Annotated in this window: 12 protein-coding genes, 1 tRNA gene and 3 pseudogenes; 3 read left to right on the forward strand and 13 right to left on the reverse strand. The window is 69.2% G+C overall.

The window, feature by feature from the left end; all coding sequences use genetic code 11:
* Positions 1-30 precede the first annotated feature (30 nt).
* Entirely contained in the window at positions 31-789 is a 759-nt protein-coding gene (locus tag ACFYYH_RS29300; protein ID WP_388557146.1) for an Fpg/Nei family DNA glycosylase, read from the forward strand.
* 97 nt (positions 790-886) lie between these two features.
* Here ACFYYH_RS29300 and ACFYYH_RS29305 read toward each other — a convergent pair whose 3' ends face one another.
* From ACFYYH_RS29305 to ACFYYH_RS29350, 10 genes are all read right to left on the reverse strand, one after another.
* Positions 887-1141 (reverse strand): hypothetical protein, encoded by a 255-nt coding sequence (locus ACFYYH_RS29305; protein ID WP_388557149.1) that lies wholly within the window; start codon positions 1139-1141, stop codon positions 887-889.
* Between the two features lie 148 nt (positions 1142-1289).
* Positions 1290-1760 (reverse strand): Dps family protein, encoded by a 471-nt coding sequence (locus ACFYYH_RS29310; protein WP_388557154.1) that lies wholly within the window; start codon positions 1758-1760, stop codon positions 1290-1292.
* Between the two features lie 252 nt (positions 1761-2012).
* A complete protein-coding gene (locus ACFYYH_RS29315) occupies positions 2013-2396 on the reverse strand; it encodes a helix-turn-helix transcriptional regulator (RefSeq protein ID WP_363081294.1) in 384 nt (127 codons plus the stop codon).
* Positions 2397-2505: 109 nt separating this feature from the next.
* Positions 2506-2997 (reverse strand): CinA family protein, encoded by a 492-nt coding sequence (locus tag ACFYYH_RS29320; protein WP_388557157.1) that lies wholly within the window; start codon positions 2995-2997, stop codon positions 2506-2508.
* A gap of 167 nt (positions 2998-3164) precedes the next feature.
* Positions 3165-3854 carry a CDP-diacylglycerol--glycerol-3-phosphate 3-phosphatidyltransferase gene (gene pgsA / locus ACFYYH_RS29325; protein WP_388557159.1) on the reverse strand — a complete coding sequence of 230 codons (690 nt, stop codon included), beginning with the start codon at positions 3852-3854 and terminating at the stop codon, positions 3165-3167.
* The gene (gene rimO, locus ACFYYH_RS29330; protein WP_388557161.1) at positions 3851-5392 is read right to left on the reverse strand and encodes a 30S ribosomal protein S12 methylthiotransferase RimO; all 1542 of its coding nucleotides are present in this window, start codon (positions 5390-5392) and stop codon (positions 3851-3853) included. Before rimO ends, pgsA begins: the two co-directional genes overlap by 4 nt.
* A 49-nt stretch (positions 5393-5441) precedes the next feature.
* Entirely contained in the window at positions 5442-6287 is an 846-nt protein-coding gene (locus ACFYYH_RS29335; RefSeq protein WP_388557194.1) for a helix-turn-helix domain-containing protein, read from the reverse strand.
* Between the two features lie 437 nt (positions 6288-6724).
* Positions 6725-9571 (reverse strand): DNA translocase FtsK, encoded by a 2847-nt coding sequence (locus ACFYYH_RS29340; protein ID WP_388557164.1) that lies wholly within the window; start codon positions 9569-9571, stop codon positions 6725-6727.
* Between the two features lie 151 nt (positions 9572-9722).
* On the reverse strand, positions 9723-10394 hold the full coding sequence (locus tag ACFYYH_RS29345) for a two-component system response regulator (RefSeq protein WP_388557166.1): 672 nt from the start codon (positions 10392-10394) through the stop codon (positions 9723-9725).
* A 277-nt stretch (positions 10395-10671) separates the two neighbouring features.
* Complete coding sequence (locus ACFYYH_RS29350; RefSeq protein WP_388557197.1) at positions 10672-12132, reverse strand: ATP-binding protein; 1461 nt, start codon at positions 12130-12132, stop codon at positions 10672-10674.
* A gap of 92 nt (positions 12133-12224) precedes the next feature.
* Here ACFYYH_RS29350 and ACFYYH_RS29355 point away from each other — a divergent pair.
* A pseudogene (locus ACFYYH_RS29355) lies at positions 12225-12365 on the forward strand (hypothetical protein); the annotation flags it as partial.
* A gap of 76 nt (positions 12366-12441) precedes the next feature.
* Here the strand turns inward: ACFYYH_RS29355 and ACFYYH_RS29360 are convergent.
* Together ACFYYH_RS29360 and ACFYYH_RS29365 are read right to left on the reverse strand one after the other, a co-directional pair.
* Positions 12442-14298 (reverse strand): annotated as a pseudogene (locus tag ACFYYH_RS29360) (HAMP domain-containing protein); the annotation flags it as partial.
* A 42-nt stretch (positions 14299-14340) separates the two neighbouring features.
* Positions 14341-16065: pseudogene (locus tag ACFYYH_RS29365) on the reverse strand (HAMP domain-containing protein); the annotation flags it as partial.
* 393 nt (positions 16066-16458) lie between these two features.
* Between ACFYYH_RS29365 and ACFYYH_RS29370 the strand changes: the two are divergent.
* Entirely contained in the window at positions 16459-19107 is a 2649-nt protein-coding gene (locus tag ACFYYH_RS29370; protein ID WP_388557169.1) for a SpoIIE family protein phosphatase, read from the forward strand.
* Between the two features lie 65 nt (positions 19108-19172).
* Here ACFYYH_RS29370 and ACFYYH_RS29375 read toward each other — a convergent pair.
* Positions 19173-19245, reverse strand: a tRNA-Thr gene (locus ACFYYH_RS29375).
* Positions 19246-19527: the final 282 nt, after the last annotated feature.

Raw genomic sequence — 19527 nt, forward strand, 5'->3', positions numbered from 1 at the left:
GCTCCCCCACCACCGCGCATCATGGAAGACATGCCCGAAGGAGACACCGTCTGGCAGACCGCCCGACGTCTGCACACCGCGCTCGCCGGCCGGCCCCTCGTCCGGTCCGATCTCAGGGTGCCCCGGTTCGCGACCGCCGATCTCACCGGGCGGACCGTCCTGGAGGTCATCCCGCGCGGAAAGCATCTTCTCGCCCGTATCGAGGGCGGTCTCACCCTCCACTCCCATCTGGGCATGGAAGGCGCCTGGAAGGTCTACGCCCCCGGTGAGCGCTGGCGCGGCGGTCCCGCGCACCAGATCCGGGCCGTCCTCGGCACAGCGGAACGGACCGCGATCGGCTACCGGCTCCCCGTTCTGGAACTGCTGCGCACCCGTGAGGAGGAGCGCGCGGTCGGCCATCTCGGCCCGGATCTGCTCGGGCCCGACTGGGACCCCGTCGCGGCGCTGCGCAATCTGCTCGCCGATCCCGCCCGCCCGGTCGGAGAGGCCCTGCTCGACCAGCGCAATCTCGCGGGGGTCGGCAATATCTTCAAGTCCGAGACGTGTTTCCTGGTCCGCGCGACCCCCTGGCTCCCCGTCGGGGAACTCCCGTCGCCCGAGCGCCTGGTGACGGCCGCGAAGAGGCTGCTCGAAGCCAACCGCAACCGTCCGGGCGGCAGTCGGCGGCTGTCGGTGTACGGCAGGAAGGGGCTGCCCTGTACCCGCTGCGGCGCTCTCATCCGTAAGGGCGACCAGGACGACCGGCCCGTCTACTGGTGTCCGGTGTGCCAGTCGGGGCCGACGAGCTGACGGGTCGTCAGTGGGCGGCACCGACTGCCTGCCCGACGGCCCCAGCCCCACGGACCGCTCACGGGCCGCTGTCACGGACCCCGTCGCCCTCGCTCCGTCAACTGCCGTCCCCACCCGCCGTGATGGCCCCGCCACGACCGGAGCCCCGATCCGCGCCGGATCCGCGCCGCGTGCCGGACCGGCGCCGCGCGGCCGCGACATGGACGGGCAGCAGGCTCAGGCCCCAACCGCCCGCCGTCACCGCCCCCTCCACCAGACCGCTGTGCTCCGGGACCAGCGCGAGCCGCAGTACGGCCCACCACCACAGCCCACCCAGGGCGAGCGCCGGCAGAAGGACCCATCGCCTTGCCATGGCTGCCTCCTCCGGCCGACGCTAGACCTGATCGATCAACCGCCGGGAGGGCGCACAGGATGCACACCCCGGCGCGCGGAGCTTCCTCCGCGACCGGCCTACGGGACCGGCTCCGCGGGCCGCCGGCGGCCGGCGGCCCCGGGACCCGTCAGACGTTCTCCGCCTGGAACATCCACGCGTGCTTCTCGAGATCCGCGGTCACCTGGATCAGTACGTCCTGCGTCACCGGGTCGGCCTCGGCCGTCGCCTCGACGCGCTCACGCATCCGCCCGATCACCGCGACCAAGCCGTCGACCAGGATCCCGACGGCGTCCGCGTCCTTGATCCAGCCGCTGGGCGCGGCGACGAACGAACTCGTCGTCGCGACCGTCGCGGCCCTTCCGTCCGGTGTGACGCCGAGCGCGGAGGCCCTCTCGGCGACCGTGTCGGAGTGCTGCCGGGCCGTGGCCACGACCTCGTCGAGTTGCAGATGCAGGGAGCGGAAGCGCGGCCCGACGACGTTCCAGTGCACCTGCTTGGCCACCAGCGCCGTGTCCACCAGATCCACGAGCGCGCCTTGCAGCGCCTCGCCGACCAGCTTCAGGTCCGCCTCGGACAGGGAACTCTTCACGACAGACATGCATGCCCTCCAGTTCCGTTCACGGTTCCACTCACCCTTGTGCCCGCGAAGTCACTTTCCACCATGGCACATATGAATCAAAACGGTCATTCAGTGCAGAACAAAAGCCCCGGCCGGTCCTTGGGACCGATCGGGGCTTCCGTCAAGCGCTGTGCGGCCGGGCCGACGTCGTCCGGACGACGTCATATGACCAACTCTGAGTAACGAAACACGACGTAAGGAACTCTGTGCGACGCTACGCGACCCTCACCGTCAGGCGGCGACGACGTCCACCGCCTCGGTGGGCGCCTTGATCGTCACCCGCTCCGTCGGTACTCCCGCCACCGACGTCACCGAGACAGAATTGAGCATGGGGCGTACCGGCGCGGGCACCGGCTCGTTGGCCGCCGCCGACGCCGCCAGCTCGGCCAGCGACAGTTCGTCGCTCACTTCCCGCATGAGCTCTGACATCCGTACGTCAAGCGCGTCGCAGATCGCGGAGAGCAACTCGGAGGATGCCTCCTTCTGCCCCCGCTCCACCTCGGAGAGATAGCCGAGCGAGACTCGGGCGGACGAGGAGACTTCGCGCAGAGTACGGCCCTGGCGTTGGCGCTGCCGACGCAGCACGTCACCAAGCAGGCGACGGAGCAGAATCATCGGTGGCTCCCTCCTCGGACCGCGTAGCCGCATCCTTCACGCCCCACCGTACCGCCTCGCGCCGCGGCCGTGCGGGGAGCGATGTCGTGTTCACTCAGGGCTGCAAACATCAATTCCCCCCGTTCTGTTCCGTATCCTGTGCCCGCCCGTTCCTGGAGAGTTCGCTGAGGAGCAGCGCGAGCACGCTGCGTACACTCTCTTTACGGATGTCCGCACGGTCGCCGTTCAACCGCAAAGCGGTCACTTTCCCCACGTCTTCCGGCCCCACCACGGCCACATAGACCGTTCCGACCGGCTGTCCGTCCTGCGGCTCCGGGCCCGCGACGCCCGTGGTCGCCGCACCCCAGCCGGCGCCCAGCACACGCCGCACTCCGGCCGCCATCTGCCGCGCCACCTCGGGGTCGACCGCACCGCGTTCTTCGAGAAGAAGCGCGTCGACGCCCAGTACATCCCGTTTGAGAGCCGTGGCATAGGCCGTGACGGACCCGCGGAAGGTCCGGGAGGCGCCGGGGACCGAGGTCAGCTCCGCGGCCACCAGACCGCCTGTGAGGGACTCCGCGACCGCGAGGGTCCCACCGAGGCCTTCCAGGGCCGCCAGCACCTGTGCCGCGCACTCCCCCGCCGACCCCGACCCGGCACCGGCCGCGCTCCGGAGGCCGGCCGCGCTCCGGGCACCGGCCGCGCTTTGGCCACGTGCCGCGCTCCCGGCACCGGCGCCGCTCCGGGCACCGGCGGCGGACCCGGTGGCGGCCCCGGCCGGCCCCCCGGTCACCGCGCGGACTTCCCCTCGCCGGGCACACCGAGCGCCGCGGCGCTCTCCGCCGCGAGGCCCCGGCGCCGCAGCACGACCGCCTGCCGCACATAGTCCAGCCCGGTGACCACCGTCAGCACCACGGCCACCGCCATCACCCAGAAGCGGAACGTCGCCAGCGGCCCGGTCAGCGCCAGGACGTACATCCCCGCCGCCACCCCCTGGGCCAGGGTCTTCATCTTGCCGCCGCGGCTGGCCGGGATGACCCCGTGTCTGATCACCCAGAACCGCAGCGACGTGATCCCGAGTTCACGGAAGAGGATGACCCCGGTCACCCACCACGGCAGATCACCGAGCGCGGAGAGACAGACCAGCGCCGCCCCCATGATCGCCTTGTCCGCGATCGGGTCGGCGATCTTCCCGAAGTCGGTGACCAGGTTGTACGTACGGGCGAGATGACCGTCGAAGATGTCCGTGATCATGGCGACGGCGAAGGCGGCCCAGGCCCAGGCGCGCCAGACCGGGTCGTACCCGCCTTCCTGGAGCAGGAGCAGCACGAACGCGGGCACCAGCACGAGCCTCACCATGGTGAGGATATTGGCGATGTTCCACAGACTGGCCTTGTCGACCACCACCGCCACCCGCTTCCCGCCGGGCGCCGGCTTCGCGCCGGTTCCCCCGGCCGCGGACGCCGGGACACCCGTCATCTGGCCGCCTCCTCGCCCGGGATCCTCGCATCGTCCCCGGGGAGCAGCGGCAGCTCGTAGCATTCGGCCACCAGGTCCACGCCCTCGGTGCCGACCACCTTCGCCTCGACCATAAGGCCGGGACGCAGGCCCTCGCCCGAAGTGAAGATCACCTGGCCGTCGGTCTCGGGCGCCTGGTGCGCCGCGCGGCCGACCGCCGCCTCCCCGTAGCCGCCCGCCGCGGCGTCCGGCTCGGTCCCGACCGACTCCACCAGCACCTGAAGGCTCTCACCGAGCCGCTCCTCGGCACGCTGCGCGGTCAGTTCCTCGGCCAGCCGCGACAGGTGCGCCAGCCGCTCGGCGATGACCTCGCCGTCCAGCTTGTTCTCGTACGTCGCCGCCTCGGTGCCGTCCTCGTCCGAGTACCCGAAGACGCCGATCGCGTCGAGCCGCGCACCCGTGAGAAAACGCTCCAGTTCGGCGAAGTCCGCCTCGGTCTCGCCGGGGAAACCGACGATGAAGTTGGAGCGCACTCCTGCTTGCGGCGCCTTGCCCCGGATGGTCTCCAGCAGGTCCAGGAAACGGTCGGTGTCCCCGAAGCGCCGCATCGCGCGCAGCACACCGGGCGCCGAGTGCTGGAAGGAGAGATCGAAGTAGGGCGCGACCTTGGGCGTCGAGGTGAGCACATCGATCAGCCCCGGCCGCATCTCGGCGGGCTGGAGATAGCTGACCCGTACGCGCTCGATCCCGTCGACCGCGGCCAGCTCCGGCAGCAGGGTCTCCAGCAGCCGGATGTCCCCCAGGTCCTTGCCGTACGAGGTGTTGTTCTCGGAGACGAGCATGACCTCCTTGACGCCCTGCTCGGCCAGCCAGCGCGTCTCCCCGAGCACATCGGAGGGGCGGCGGGAGACGAAGGACCCGCGGAAGGACGGGATGGCGCAGAAGGTGCAGCGCCGGTCGCAGCCGGAAGCGAGCTTCACGGAGGCGACGGGGCTGCGGTCCAGACGCCGCCGCAGCGGCGCCCGGGGCCCGGAGGCCGGGGCGAGCCCTTCCGGCAGGTCCTCGGGGGCCGGGGCGACCTCGGCCGCCGTCTGCGCGTGACCGGGCAGCGCGACCCCTGCGCCCTGCCGCTCGACCGGGCTGAGCGGCAGCAGTCTGCGCCGGTCACGCGGGGTGTGCGAGGCGTGGACCCCGCCGCTCAGAATGGTCTGGAGCCGGTCGGAGATATCGGCGTAGTCGTCGAAACCGAGGACTCCGTCGGCCTCCGGCAGGGCCTCCGCGAGCTCCTTGCCGTACCGCTCGGCCATGCAGCCGACGGCGACGACGGCCTGGGTCCTGCCGTGGTCCTTGAGATCGTTGGCTTCCAGCAGGGCGTCGACGGAGTCCTTCTTCGCGGCCTCGACGAACCCGCAGGTGTTGACGACGGCGACATCCGCGTCCGAGGCGTCCTGGACGAGCTCCCAGCCATCCGCTGCCAAGCGGCCTGCGAGCTCCTCCGAGTCCACCTCGTTACGGGCGCAGCCGAGTGTGACAAGGGCGACGGTACGGCGTTCGGGCATGGGCTCAAGACTACTTTGTCCTGGCCCTGCCCCTGTCCCGCAGGGTTGGTCAGCCGGCCTCGGGGTCGCCCTGCGTGTACGAGAGCCGCTCGACCTGTCCCGCCTCGAACTCGTCCTCGACCTTCTTGCCGTTCACGAACAGTTCGATCGCACCCGCGTTGCCGAGAATCAGATCGATCTGCTCGTCGTCCTGGAAGGTCTTGGAGTCGCCCTTGTTGAGGAGTCCGTCGAACAGCAGCTTGCCGTCATGTGCCTTGGCCGAGATCCAGCTCTTGTCCTCTATGGCCGACAGCCGCACCGTGACCTTGTCGAGCGGGGCCGCCGCGATGGCGCTGTCCGACGGTTCGGGCTTGGGCGCGGGCTTGCTCGGCGTGGGCTTGACACCGCTCTTCTGGGGCTTGGGACCCTCGGCGGCCTGCTTGCCCTTGCCACCGGTGTCCTCCTCCCCGCCGAACACCGTGAAGCCGACGAAGCCGACCACCGTGACGATCGCCGCGACCATCGCCGCGGTCCAGTTGGGACTGCGACGCTCGGGCCGGATCCGTTCCGCTTCGAAGAGCGGGGCGGCGGGAGTGGGTGCCGGGCGCCCGCCGTGGTCGGCGTCGAACCGCTCGACGAGCGGTTCGGGATCGACCCCCACCGCGCGGGCGATCATGCGGATATGGCCGCGGGCGTAGACATCGCCGCCGCAGCGGGAGAAGTCGTCCTGCTCGATCCCGTGCACGATGGGCACGCGCACACGGGTGGAGTTGCTGATGTCGTCGACACTCAGCCGGGCATCGACACGTGCCTGCTGAAGGATCTGGCCGATCGAGGGCCGATCGTCCTCGATCGAAAAGGGACTGTCTTCAAGTGAGTTCCGGTCGTCCTCAAGGAAGTTCTGATCTTCTTCCAGGGAGTTCCGGTCGTCGTCGGGGGGATTCCGGTCGTCTTCCGGGGAGTTGCCGTCGGGGGCACTGCCGTCGGGGGATTTGCCGATGGACACGGGGGCGCCTTTCGAGCGTGTAGCCACCTGCTGGACGTTCAGTCTATGGGTGGTACGAAAGGGTGGGGCAACCGGGCGGATGCACTTTGTACGCCATCGGAATGACCGGACGGCGTGGCAGAGGGACAGCATGCTTCCCTCACCAACTTGACGTTCACCCAAGGGAAACGGTTGCCCTTGGATTCGCCCGGGTTCTGTCAGGATCTCCAGAACCCGGCTGGACTCGACAGAATCCGGTCGCACCCGGTCAGGCTCGGTCGCGTCCGTCGGGCTGGCTCGGGCTGGCCGAGGATTCCGTTTTCCTCGTTTTCGTCGTTTTCCTTGTTTTCGTCGTTTTCCTCGTTTTCCTACGGTTGAGGCTCCCCGCGGATCACGGCGAGCACTCCATCCACTTCGTCCGCCTTCACCAGCACATCGCGCGCCTTGGAGCCCTCGCTCGGTCCGACGATGTTCCTCGACTCCATCAGATCCATCAGCCGGCCCGCCTTGGCGAAACCGACGCGCAGCTTCCGCTGGAGCATCGAGGTCGAGCCGAACTGAGTGCTGACCACCAGTTCGACGGCCTGGCAGAGCAGATCCAGATCGTCGCCGATGTCCTCGTCGATGTCCTTCTTCTTCGCCGTGCCGACCACGACATCGTCGCGGAAGACCGGCGCCATCTGATCCTTGCAGTGCTGGACGACCGCCGCGACCTCGTCCTCCGTCACAAAGGCGCCCTGCATACGGGTCGGCTTGTTCGCGCCCATCGGCAGGAACAGCCCGTCACCCTTGCCGATCAGCTTCTCCGCGCCCGGCTGGTCGAGGATGACCCGGCTGTCCGCCAGCGAGGAGGTGGCGAACGCCAGCCGTGAGGGCACGTTCGCCTTGATCAGACCGGTGACGACATCGACCGAGGGCCGCTGGGTGGCGAGCACCAGATGAATTCCGGCGGCGCGGGCCAACTGGGTGATACGGACGATGGCGTCCTCGACATCGCGGGGAGCGACCATCATCAGATCGGCCAGCTCGTCCACGATCACCAGCAGATACGGATACGGCGACAGCTCGCGCTCGCTGCCCTCGGGTGCCTTGACCTTGCCGTCGCGCACGGCCCGGTTGAAGTCGTCGATGTGCCGGTAGCCGTAGGCGGCCAGATCGTCGTAGCGCAGATCCATCTCCCGTACGACCCACTGGAGCGCCTCGGCGGCCCGCTTGGGGTTGGTGATGATCGGCGTGATCAGATGCGGGATGCCCTCGTAGGCGGTCAGCTCGACCCGCTTGGGGTCGACCAGGACCATCCGGACGTCCTCCGGGGTCGCCCGGACCATCACCGAGGTGATCAGACAGTTGATGCAGGACGACTTGCCGGAACCGGTCGCGCCCGCGACCAGCATGTGCGGCATCTTCGCCAGATTGGCCATCACATAGCCGCCCTCGACGTCCTTGCCGAGCGCGACCAGCATCGGATGGTCGTCCTCGGCGGCGTCCGCGAGACGCAGCACATCACCGAGGTTGACCATCTCCCGGTCGGTGTTGGGGATCTCGATACCGACCGCGGACTTGCCGGGGATCGGGGAGATGATCCGCACATCGGGGCTGGCCACGGCGTACGCGATGTTCTTGGTGAGCGCGATGATGCGCTCGACCTTCACGGCCGGGCCCAGCTCCACCTCGTACCGGGTGACGGTCGGGCCCCGGGTGAAGCCGGTGACGGCCGCGTCGACCTTGAACTCCATGAACACATTGGTGAGCGAGGCGACGACGGCGTCGTTGGCGGCGCTGCGCGTCTTGCCGGGACCGCCGCGCTCCAACAAGTCCAGCGAGGGCAGCGCGTAGGTGATGTCCCCGCGGAGCTGGAGCTGTTCGGCGCGCGGGGGCAGCGGCTTGTCCAGCGCCGGCGCGGGCTTGGTCAGATCCGCGACGGCGGCGCCCGCGGGCCGCTTCCGGGGCTCGCGCGCGGCCGGCACCGGCGCGGAGGGCGCGGGCTCCGGGCGCTCCGGAAGCTCCGAGCGCTCCCCGGACTCCGTACCGTCCTTGCGCATTCCGCCCGCGGAGACGCCCTGCGTGAGATCCGCGACGACCGGCGAGGGCGGCATCCCGTTGAGCACCGCGCCGTCCAGCGCGGCCGCCGCCGCGGCGGCCACATCCACCGCGTCCATGGGACGCTCCATGGCCGGCTGTACGGAGGCCCTGCGCGGCCTGCGCCGCCGGGAGAGCGCGTCCGCCTCGGCCTGGTCGGGGTCGTACTCCCCGGGCACTCCGCTCCGGCGCGCGGACGGGCGGCGCGCGCCGGCGGGCAGCCCCTCACGCCACTGCTCGTCGTACCGCTCGTCGTCCCCGTACCGCTCGTCGTCCCCGTACCGCTCGTCGTACCGCTCGTCCGCCCCTTCCGGGGCTTCGAGGGGCGCGAGGAGACCGAGCCGGGTGGCGAGCAGCCGCAGCCGCTGCGGAATGGCGTTGACGGGGGTGGCGGTGACCACCAGCAGCCCGAAGAAGGTGAGCAGCAGAAGCAGCGGTACGGCGAGGACCTCGCTCACGGTGAAGATCAGCGGCCTGGACGCGGCCCAGCCCAGCAGCCCCCCCGCGTCCTGGATGGCCTCGGTGCCCTCGCCGCGCCCCGGCGCGCCACAGGCGATGTGGACCAGTCCGAGCACGCCCACGACCAGCGCGGAGAGCCCGATGACGATCCGCCCGTTGGCCTCGGGCCTTTCGGGATAGAGGATCAGCCGTACGGCGATCGCGCCCAGCAGTATCGGCACCAGCAGATCGAGCCGTCCGAACGTGCCGGTGATGAGCATCTCGACCAGATCACCGACCGGGCCGCGCAGATTCGACCAGGTGCCGGCCGCGACGACCAGGGCGAGACCGAGCAGCAGCAGGGCCAGACCGTCCTTGCGGTGGGCCGGGTCGAGCCCCTTCGCCCCGCGCCCCACGCCCCGGAGCATCGCGCCGACACCATGGGCCGCCCCGAGCCATACGGCGCGTACGAGCCGGTACACGCCCCCGGTGGGGGACGGCGCGGCTTTGGGCACCGGCTTGGCGACGGCTTTCTTGACGGGCGCCTTCTTGGCCGGTGGTCTTTTCGCGGGCGCGGTCTTCTTCGCCACCGTCTTCTTGGCGGGTACCACCTTCGCGGCGCCGGTCGTACGGCCGGCCCGCGGCTTCGCGGTGCCCGCCGTGCCCTGGGAACCCTTGCCGGACGTACGTGAGGCCATGGTGGTGAGGTTACCGGTGTACACGGCCGTCGACACGTGTGCCTACCACTTCACCCGTACGTGTCGCCACAAGTCCGGGGAAAACTGACGCCGTTCACCGGATCACATCCGGGGGCACATCGGATCAGGCCCGGCGGGGCCTGTGCCGGTCTCAGCTCTGGGAGGGCAGGGTGGGCGTACCACTGCTTCCCGCGCCCGGCTCCAGCGCGTCCAGAGCCCGCCGCAGACCCGTGAGTTTGCGTTCGAGATGGGCGGCGGTGGCCACGGCGGAGGCATCCGCCGAATCGTCGTCGAGCTGCTTGGAGAGCGCCTCCGCCTGCTCCTCAACTGCCGCGAGCCGTCCCGACAGTTCGGCGAGCAGACCGGTCGGCTCCTTGGTCTCGCCCGCCCCGGCCAACTGGAGTCTGAGCAGCTCGGCCTGCTCCTTGAGCTGGCAGTTCTTCATGTACAGGTCGACGAAGACCGAGACCTTGGCGCGCAGCACCCAGGGATCGAACGGCTTCGAGATGTAGTCGACCGCACCCGCCGCGTAACCCCGGAAGGTGTGGTGCGGGCCATGGTTGATCGCCGTGAGAAAGATGATCGGGATGTCCCGCGTCCGCTCACGCCGTTTGATGTGCGCGGCCGTCTCGAACCCGTCCATCCCGGGCATCTGGACATCCAGCAGGATGACCGCGAAGTCGTCCGTCAGCAGCGCTTTGAGCGCTTCCTCCCCGGACGATGCCCGCACCAGCGTCTGATCGAGCGCGGAGAGAATGGCCTCCAGCGCCAGCAGATTCTCCGGCCGGTCATCGACCAGGAGGATCTTGGCCTTCTGCACCATGGCCGCCCGCCCTCCTCGCCCCGGCATGGGATGTCCCCCGCTCGCGGTGCCCCGTGTCACACCGGGTGCCGCCCCAGGGGACGACTCCCTTACGCCGTCCGTCCTTGTGCCGGTCATGGTAGCCGCACCCCGCCTGTCGCCACACCCTGTCACCGTGATGTCACTGTGCACGAAGCAGAAACGTAGCGGGAGACCAGAAGGTTCCCCGAATACCACCGCCTCACACACCGTCCGGCGTACTCCGTCAGGACATGGTGATGTTTCCTCATCGGGCCGCTCACCTGTCGCGCATCCACTGCTCCATCACCGTCAGCAGATGATCGGGATCAACCGGCTTGGTCACATAGTCGGAAGCACCCGAGTCGATGGCCTTCTCCCGGTCGCCCTTCATCGCCTTCGCGGTGAGCGCGATGATCGGCAGCCCGGCGAACTGCGGCATCCTGCGGATCGCCGTCGTCGTCGCGTAGCCGTCCATCTCGGGCATCATGATGTCCATCAGAACGACTGTCACATCGTCGTGCTGCTCCAGGACTTCGATGCCCTCACGGCCGTTCTCCGCGTACAGCACCGACAGTCCGTGCTGCTCCAGCACGCTGGTCAGGGCGAAGACATTGCGGATGTCGTCGTCCACGATCAGCACCTTCTCCCCGGCGAAACCGAACGTACGGCTCTCGCGGGGGGCGTCCTGACGGCCCGTACCGCCCGCGCGGGAGCCCCAGGACTCCTCGCGGCCCGAGGGGCCCGTGCCCGCCGCCCGCGGGGCCTGCGCCCCCTGTCCCGACGGCGCGGAGCCCTGCGTTCCGGCACCCGTGCTCCTGCGACGGCGCCGGAACAGCGCGGCGGGGCCCGCCGGCTCGGTGTCCGGGGAGGCCGCCTCCGACTGCTGCCGGCCCGCCGAGTCCGCCGTACCGTCCTCCACCGGGCGTCCGTGCGTCCGCATGCCCGCGGGCGTCAACTGCGGATAGCCCTGGGGGGGCAGCTCGCTGGGGTGGAGCGGCAGATAGAGCGTGAAGGTCGACCCGCGGCCCGGTTCGCTCGCGGCGTGGATCTCGCCCCCGAGCAGCCGGGCGATCTCCCGGCTGATGGACAGGCCCAGACCCGTACCGCCGTACTTCCGGCTGGTCGTGCCGTCCGCCTGCTTGAACGCCTCGAAGATCACCCGCATCTTGCTCGCGGCGATCCCGATCCCCGTGTCGGTGACCGAGAAGGCGATCAGATCGCCGTCCGCGTCCCGCAGCGAACCCGCCTCCAGCAACTGCTCCCTGATGGCGTGCGGCACATCCGTGCCGGCCGGGCGGATCACCAGCTCCACCGCTCCGCCGTCGGTGAACTTCACCGCGTTGGAGAGCAGATTCCGCAGCACCTGCAACAGACGCTGTTCATCGGTGTGCAGGGTCGCGGGCAGCTCCGGCGAGACCCGTACGGAGAAGTCGAGCCCCTTCTCCGCGGTGAGCGGCCGGAACGTCGCCTCCACATAGTCGACGAGCTGGACCAGCGCGATCCGGGTCGGGCTGACATCCATCTTGCCCGCCTCGACCTTCGACAGATCGAGGATGTCGTTGATGAGCTGGAGCAGATCGGAGCCCGCGCCGTGGATCGTCTCCGCGAACTCCACCTGCTTCGGGGAGAGGTTCGACTCCGCGTTGTCCGCGAGCAGCTTGGCGAGGATGAGCAGCGAGTTCAGCGGGGTCCGCAGCTCGTGCGACATGTTCGCGAGGAACTCCGACTTGTAGCGCATCGAGACCGCGAGCTGCTCGGCCCGCTCCTCCAGCACCTGCCTGGCCTCTTCGATCTCGGTGTTCTTCACCTCGATGTCACGGTTCTGCTGAGCCAGCAGCTCCGCCTTCTCCTCCAGCTCCTCGTTGGACTCCTGGAGGGCCTTCTGCCGGTTCTCCAGCTCCGCCGAACGCTCACGGAGCTGCTCGGTCAGCTCCTGCGACTGCTTCAGCAGCACCTCCGTCTTGGAGTTGACGCTGATGGTGTTGACGCTCGTCGCGATCATCTCGGCGATCTGGTTGAGGAAGTCCTTCTGGATATGCGTGAACGGCTGGAACGACGCCAGCTCGATCACCCCGAGGACCTTCCCCTCGAAGAGCACCGGCAGCACGATCACATGCGCCGGTGACGCCTCCCCGAGCCCGGACGAGATCTTGAGATAGCCCGGCGGCACATTGACCTGGATGGTGCGCTTCTCCTCGGCGGCCGTGCCGATGAGCGTCTCACCGGGCCGGAAGACCGTCGGCATCGAACCGGCCGAGTAGCCGTAACTGCCGCGCATGCACAGCTCGTACGCACCGTCCCTGCCGCCGTCCGTACCGACCTGGGGCACAGTGCCGGTCTGCATCGCCAGGAAGAACGCGCCGTGCTGCGCCGACACCACCGGGGTCAGCTCGCTCATGATCAGCGAGGCCACGTCGTCGAGATCGCGGCGGCCCTGCATCAGACCGGAGATACGCGCGAGGTTGCCCTTCAGCCAGTCCTGCTCCTCGTTGGCGAGGGTGGTGTCCCGGAGATTGGCGATCATCGTGTTGATGTTGTCCTGGAGGACCTGGATCTCGCCCGCCGCGTCGACATCGATCTTCAGATTGAGATCGCCCCGGGTCACCGCGGTGGCCACGGCGGCGATCGCGCGCACCTGACGGGTCAGATTGCCCGCCATCTCGTTCACCGACTCGGTCAGGTCGCGCCAGGTCCCGTCGACGTCCCGCACCCGCGCCTGGCCGCCGAGCTGGCCGTCCGTACCCACCTCGCGGGCCACCCGGGTCACCTCCTCGGCGAAGGAGGAGAGCTGGTCGACCATGGTGTTGATGGTGTTCTTGAGCTCCTGGATCTCACCGCGAGCGTCGATGTCGATCTTCTTGGTGAGATCGCCCTTCGCGATGGCGGTCGTGACGGTGGCGATCTGACGCACCTGACCGGTCAGATTGGACGCCATCGAGTTCACCGACTCGGTGAGGTCCTTCCAGGTCCCCGACACACCGGGCACCCTCGCCTGGCCGCCCAGTTCGCCCTCGGTGCCCACCTCACGCGCGACCCGGGTCACCTCGTCCGCGAACGAGGACAGCGTCGTCACCATCGTGTTGACGGTGTCGGCGAGCTCCGCGACCTCGCCACGCGCCTCGACCGTCACCTTCTTCGTCAGATCGCCGTTGGCGACCGCGGCCGAGACCCGCGAGATGTTCCGCACCTGACTGGTCAGGTTGTTGGCCATGGTGTTGACGTTGTCGCTGAGGTCCTTCCAGATGCCGGTGACACCCCGGACCCTGGCCTGACCGCCGAGGATGCCCTCCGTACCCACCTCACGGGCGACCCTCGTCACCTCGTCCGCGAAGTTCAGAAGCTGGTCGACCATCGTGTTGACGGTCGTGACCAGGTCCAGGATCTCGCCCTTGGCGTCGACCGTGATCTTCTTCGACAGATCGCCCCTGGCGACCGCCGTGGTGACCTCGGCGATATTGCGGACCTGGGAGGTCAGGTTGTTCGCCATGAAGTTGACGGACTGGGTCAGGTCCTTCCAGGTGCCGGAGACGCCCTGGACCTCGGCCTGACCGCCGAGGATGCCCTCGGTGCCCACCTCGCGCGCCACCCGCGTGACCTGCTCGGCGAAGTTCGAGAGCTGGTCCACCATCGTGTTGAGGGTGTTCTTCAGCTCCAGGATCTCGCCCCGGGCGTCCACGTCGATCTTCTGCGACAGGTCACCCCGCGCGACCGCCGTCGCGACACCCGCGATGTTACGGACCTGATCGGTGAGGTTGCCCGCCATGCCGTTGACGGAATCGGTCAGATCCCGCCACACACCGGCCACACCCGGCACCTTCGCCTGACCGCCGAGCCGTCCGTCCGTACCCACCTCGCGCGCGACCCTGGTCACCTGGTCGGCGAAGGCGGAGAGCTGATCGACCATCGTGTTGATGGTGTTCTTCAGCTCCAGGATCTCGCCGCGCGCGTCCACGTCGATCTTCTGCGACAGATCACCCCGCGCCACCGCGGTGGTCACCTGCGCGATCTGACGCACCTGATCCGTGAGATTCCCCGCCATGAAGTTGACGGAGTCGGTGAGTTCCTTCCAGGTGCCGCTGACGCCGTCCACCCGCGCCTGACCGCCCAGCCGGCCCTCCGTGCCCACGTCCCGTGCCATCACGGTGACCTGGTCGGCGAAGGAGGAGAGCTGCGCCACCATCGTGTTGACGGTGTTCTTCAGCTCCAGCATCTCGCCCGCCACATCGACGGTGACCTTCTGGGTCAGATCGCCATTGGCGACCGCCGTCGTCACCTGCGCGATGTCCCGCACCTGGCCGGTGAGGTTACGGAAGGCCGTGTTCACCGAATCGGTGAGGTCCTTCCAGGTCCCCGCCGCGCCCGGCACCTCGGCCTGGCCGCCCAGCCGGCCCTCGACACCGACCTCCCGCGCGACCCGGGTGACCTCCGAACCGAACGACTGGAGCTGGTCCACCATCGTGTTGACGGTGTTCTTCAGCTCCAGCATCTCGCCCGCCACATCGACGGTGACCTTCTGCGACAGATCGCCGTTCGCGACCGCCGTCGTCACCTGCGCGATGTCCCGCACCTGCGTCGTCAGATTACGGAAGACGGTGTTGACCGAGTCCGTGAGGTCCTTCCAGGTCCCGGCGGCGCCCGGCACCTGCGCCTGACCACCGAGCAGACCCTCGGCGCCCACCTCGCTCGCCACCCGGGTCACCTCGTCCGCGAAGGTACGGAGCGTCTCGGTCATCTGGTTGATCGTCTCCGCGAGCTGCGCCACCTCGCCCCGCGCGCTCACCGTGACCTTCTGCGACAGATCACCGTTGGCGACCGCCGTCGTGACCTCCGCGATACCGCGCACCTGACTGGTCAGGTTGCCGGCCATCGTGTTCACCGAGTCGGTCAGGTCCTTCCAGACCCCCGCCACCCCCGGCACGGTCGCCTGACCGCCCAGCTCACCCTCGGTACCGACCTCCCGGGCGACCCGCGTCACCTCGGAGGAGAACGAGGAGAGCTGGTCCACCATGGTGTTCACGGTGTTCTTGAGCTGAAGCATCTCGCCGGCCACATGCACCGTGACCTTGCGCGACAGATCACCCTTGGCCACGGCCGTCGTGACGAGAGCAATGTCACGTACCTGAGCGGTGAGCCGGTACGCCATCGTGTTGACCGAATCCGTGAGGTCCTTCCACGAACCGGACATACCGCGCACCTTGGCCTGGCCCCCGAGCTTGCCCTCGGTACCGACCTCCAGCGCCACCCGCGTCACCTCGTCGGTGAACGCCGAGAGCTGATCGACCAGGTTGTTGACCGTACGGGCCACCTTCAGGAACTCACCACGCAACGGCCGCTCCGCACCGTCGGCGGAGTGCGAGCGCAGCTCCATCCGCTGCTCCAGATCGCCCTCGGCGACCGCGGAGAGCACCCGCCCGACCTCGGAGACAGGCCGTGCCAGATCGTCCACCAGCGCGTTCGACGCGTCGATGGCGGCAGCCCAGGATCCCTCGCAGGCGCCCGTCTCCAGCCGCTCCGTGAGTTTTCCCTCACGCCCTACCATGCGCCGCACCCGGGCCAGCTCACCCGTGAGATGGAGATTGCGGTCGGCGACCTCGTTGAAGACAGCGGCGATCTCCGCCATCACATCGTCGCCGGCGACGGTCAGCCGTTTACGGAAATTGCCGTCCCGCATCGACACCAAGGCGGCCAGCAGTCTCTGCAGCTCAGCCGTGTCCACCTCGGAAGTCCCATTGCTCCGGGACCGTCCGCCTTTCGCACGCGTACTCGTGCCACGCGCCGCCGTGCCAGACTCCACCGTGTCCCTCCCGCAGGGGTTGACCGTACCGCCGGGCTGTCTCCGGAAGCCTGCCCAGTGTTTCACCACGTCCGAACCAGGCCATAACAGTTCGGCAGCTTCGCTTAGCGTCCCCGCCCCCGCAGGGCGGAAACAGCGGCGACCGGCATCCGCTCGGACAGCGAAGGTAAGTAACCTGGCCTCCGGCTGTCCAACCACCCCGGTCCGCCCGGCAGGGGGCGGTGTGGCGAAGGTACTACCCACCGGGCACCAGGAGGGGCGGAGCCGATCATGGCGGAGCCGGGCGTCGAAACGCGTACGAGGAGTTATGTGATCACCGCGCGGGCGGCTGCCACCTTCGACCCCGTCGGACGGTCCGTGGCCACCGCCCGCGCGTTCGTCCGCGACACGCTCCAGGGATGGGGCTACGCCGATGTCGTCGACGACGCGGTCGTCCTCACCAGCGAGCTCGTCACCAATGCCGTCATCCACGCGGGCACCTCCGCCGACGTGCTGTGCCTCCGTACCGAGGACGGCGTCCGGGTCGAGGTCGCCGACCGCTACCCCGAGCGCGAGATCCCCATCCAGGGCACCGGCCGGTCGTTCGCCAACGCCGACCGCGAGAACGGCAGGGGCCTGCTGCTCTGCGCCGCCCTCGCCTCGCGCTGGGGCGTCGAGTACACCTCCACGTACAAACAGGTCTGGTTCCAGCTCGACCTTCCCCAGCGCCCCGTGGGCACCCGCTCGGCCGGACCCGTCCTGCCCACCAGTCTGCTCCCCGTCGCCGACGAGCGCGTACGGGTCGCCGTCGTCCAGATCGACCGGAGCGCGGCCGTCGTCAACTGGAACGAGGACGCCCAGCACCTCTTCGGATACAAGGCCGACCAGGTCATCGGCAAGCCGCTGACCGACATCGCCGCCTGGCCCCACACCCCCGGCCTGGGCACCGGCATCGTCGAGGCCCTCCAGCTCTCCCGCTGGGAGGGCAGCTACGGAATCCGCGCCTCGGACGGCCGGGTCGTCCCCGTCTACGCCTCCCACCTCAGGGTGCGCGACACCCACGGTGAGCCGTCCACCGTCTGTCTCCTCGTCCACGACTACGAGCGCGCCGTCATCCAGACCCCGCTGCGCGGCGCGGGTGACTCCGGCGCCGAGAGCCGTACCGCGGACCCCTTCGAGGTCTTCATCGGCTCCCCGGCCCCCGACGACCTCGACGGACTCCTCCAACGCACCGTGGAACGCGCCCGCGACATGCTCGACGGCGACTCGGCCTTCCTGCTGCTCGCCACGGACGACGAGACGGAGCTGGAGGTCCGGGCCTCCACCGGCCTCCCCTCCGCCCGTCAGCGCTTCGCACGCGTCCCCGTGGAGGCCGGGACCGGACGGTACGGCTCCGCTCGTATGCCGGCCGTCCATGACGACCTGACGGCGGTCCCGGGCGCCGTCCCGCTCCTCAACGGCACCGGGATGCGCTCCGTCGTGACCGTCCCGCTCAAGGTCGAGGGCCGGCTCACCGGCTCCCTGGGCGTCGCCGCGGAGGGCGCAGGCCGCTACTCCAACGAAGAGGCACTGCGCCTCCAGTTCGCCGCCGACCGTATCGCCCTGGCCGTCGAATCGGCCCGCCTCGGTGAACTCGAACGCCTCCGGCGGGGTTCGCTCTCCTTCCTCGTCGAGGCCTCCGACCTGCTCGCCGGGACACTGGACCGCGACCAGACGCTGGCCCTGATGGCGCAGATGACCGTCCCCACCCTCGCCACCTGGTGCGCCGTCTACACGATCGCCGACCAGTCCTCCGACCCGTACCTCTCGTACGTACTGCACGAGGACGAGGAACGCATCGACGGCCTCAAGGCGCTCCTCGCCAAGATCGACCCGCCGGACCCGGTCCCGGCCCCCGGCGCCCGTATCTGGAACGCCCCCTCGGAAGCCGCCCACCAGGCCGCGCTGCGCACCTCCATGCGGGAACTGGGACGGAGTTCCTCCTCCCTCGCCTCGGGCGTCGGCATCACGCTGGCGACAGCGGCGGCGGTCGGCGGCGAGACCGTCGTCCTCCCGCTGGTGGCCCGCAACCGGGTCATCGGCATGCTGACGCTCGGCAAGCCCTCGGACGAGCACTTCCGCCAGGAGATCCTGGAGCTCGCCGAGGACCTCTCACGCCGAGCGGCACTCGCGCTCGACAACGCCCGTCTCTACTCCGAGCGCACCGCCATCAGCCAGGCACTCCAGCGGAGCCTGTTGCCGCCGGGCCTCCCCGAGGTACCGGGCGTCGAGGTCGATGTCATCTACCGCGCGGCGGGCGAAGGCAACGAGGTCGGCGGCGACTTCTACGATCTGTTCCCCATCCGGGACGGCGCCTACGGCTTCGCCATCGGCGATGTCTGCGGTACGGGCCCGGAGGCCGCGGCCGTCACCGGCCTCGCCCGGCACGCGCTCCGGCTGCTGGCCCGCGAGGGCTTCCGCGGGCCCGCGGTCCTGGAACGGCTGAACGCGGCGATCCTCGAGGAGGGCGCCCGCAGCCGCTTCCTCACCCTGCTGTACGGCGAGTTGTGGCCACAGGAGGACGGCAGCGCGGTCCTCAAGATGGTCTGCGCCGGCCATCCGCTCCCTCTGCGGCTGCGCCAGGACGGCACGGTCGAGCCGGCCGCCGAGCCGCAGCCGCTCCTCGGTGTGATGGAGGACCTGGAGCTGTACGAGCAGACGATCACCCTGGACCCGGGCGATGTCCTCCTGTGTGTCACCGACGGCGTCACCGAACGCCGGGAAGGCACCCGCATGCTGGGCGACGACGGCCTGGCCGATGTTCTGACGAGCTGTACGGGACTGACCGCGGGCGCGGTCGCCTCCCGGGTACTGCGCGCGGTGGAACGCTTCGCGGCCGAGCCGGCCTCCGACGACATGGCCATCCTCGCGATGCGCGTCCCGGAGCCCCACCCCAGCTGAATCTGTCCGGTCGAGCAGACAGCAAGAAGGCCCCCGCCGAGTGGCGGGGGCCTTCTTCTACGCGGAGCCCCAATACGGAATCGAACCGTAGACCTTCTCCTTACCATGGAGACGCTCTACCGACTGAGCTATTGGGGCGCTGCAACGAGATAAAGCATACCCGATCCTGAGCCATGCTCAGAGCCTCGTCACCGAACGGGACTTGTGAACGGAGCTTGAAGGCGTCATGAACGGGGGCCAACACCCATGAACGCCTATGAACGTCCGTGAACGCAGGTGAACGCGAGCGAACGCCACTGAACGCAGAAATGCCCCGCACCATAAAGGTGCGGGGCATCCCCACAATAATTGTTCGGCGGCGTCCTACTCTCCCACAGGGTCCCCCCTGCAGTACCATCGGCGCTGTGAGGCTTAGCTTCC

It is taken from the genome of Streptomyces sp. NPDC002018 (genome assembly GCF_042890865.1).
GTDB lineage: Bacteria > Actinomycetota > Actinomycetes > Streptomycetales > Streptomycetaceae > Streptomyces.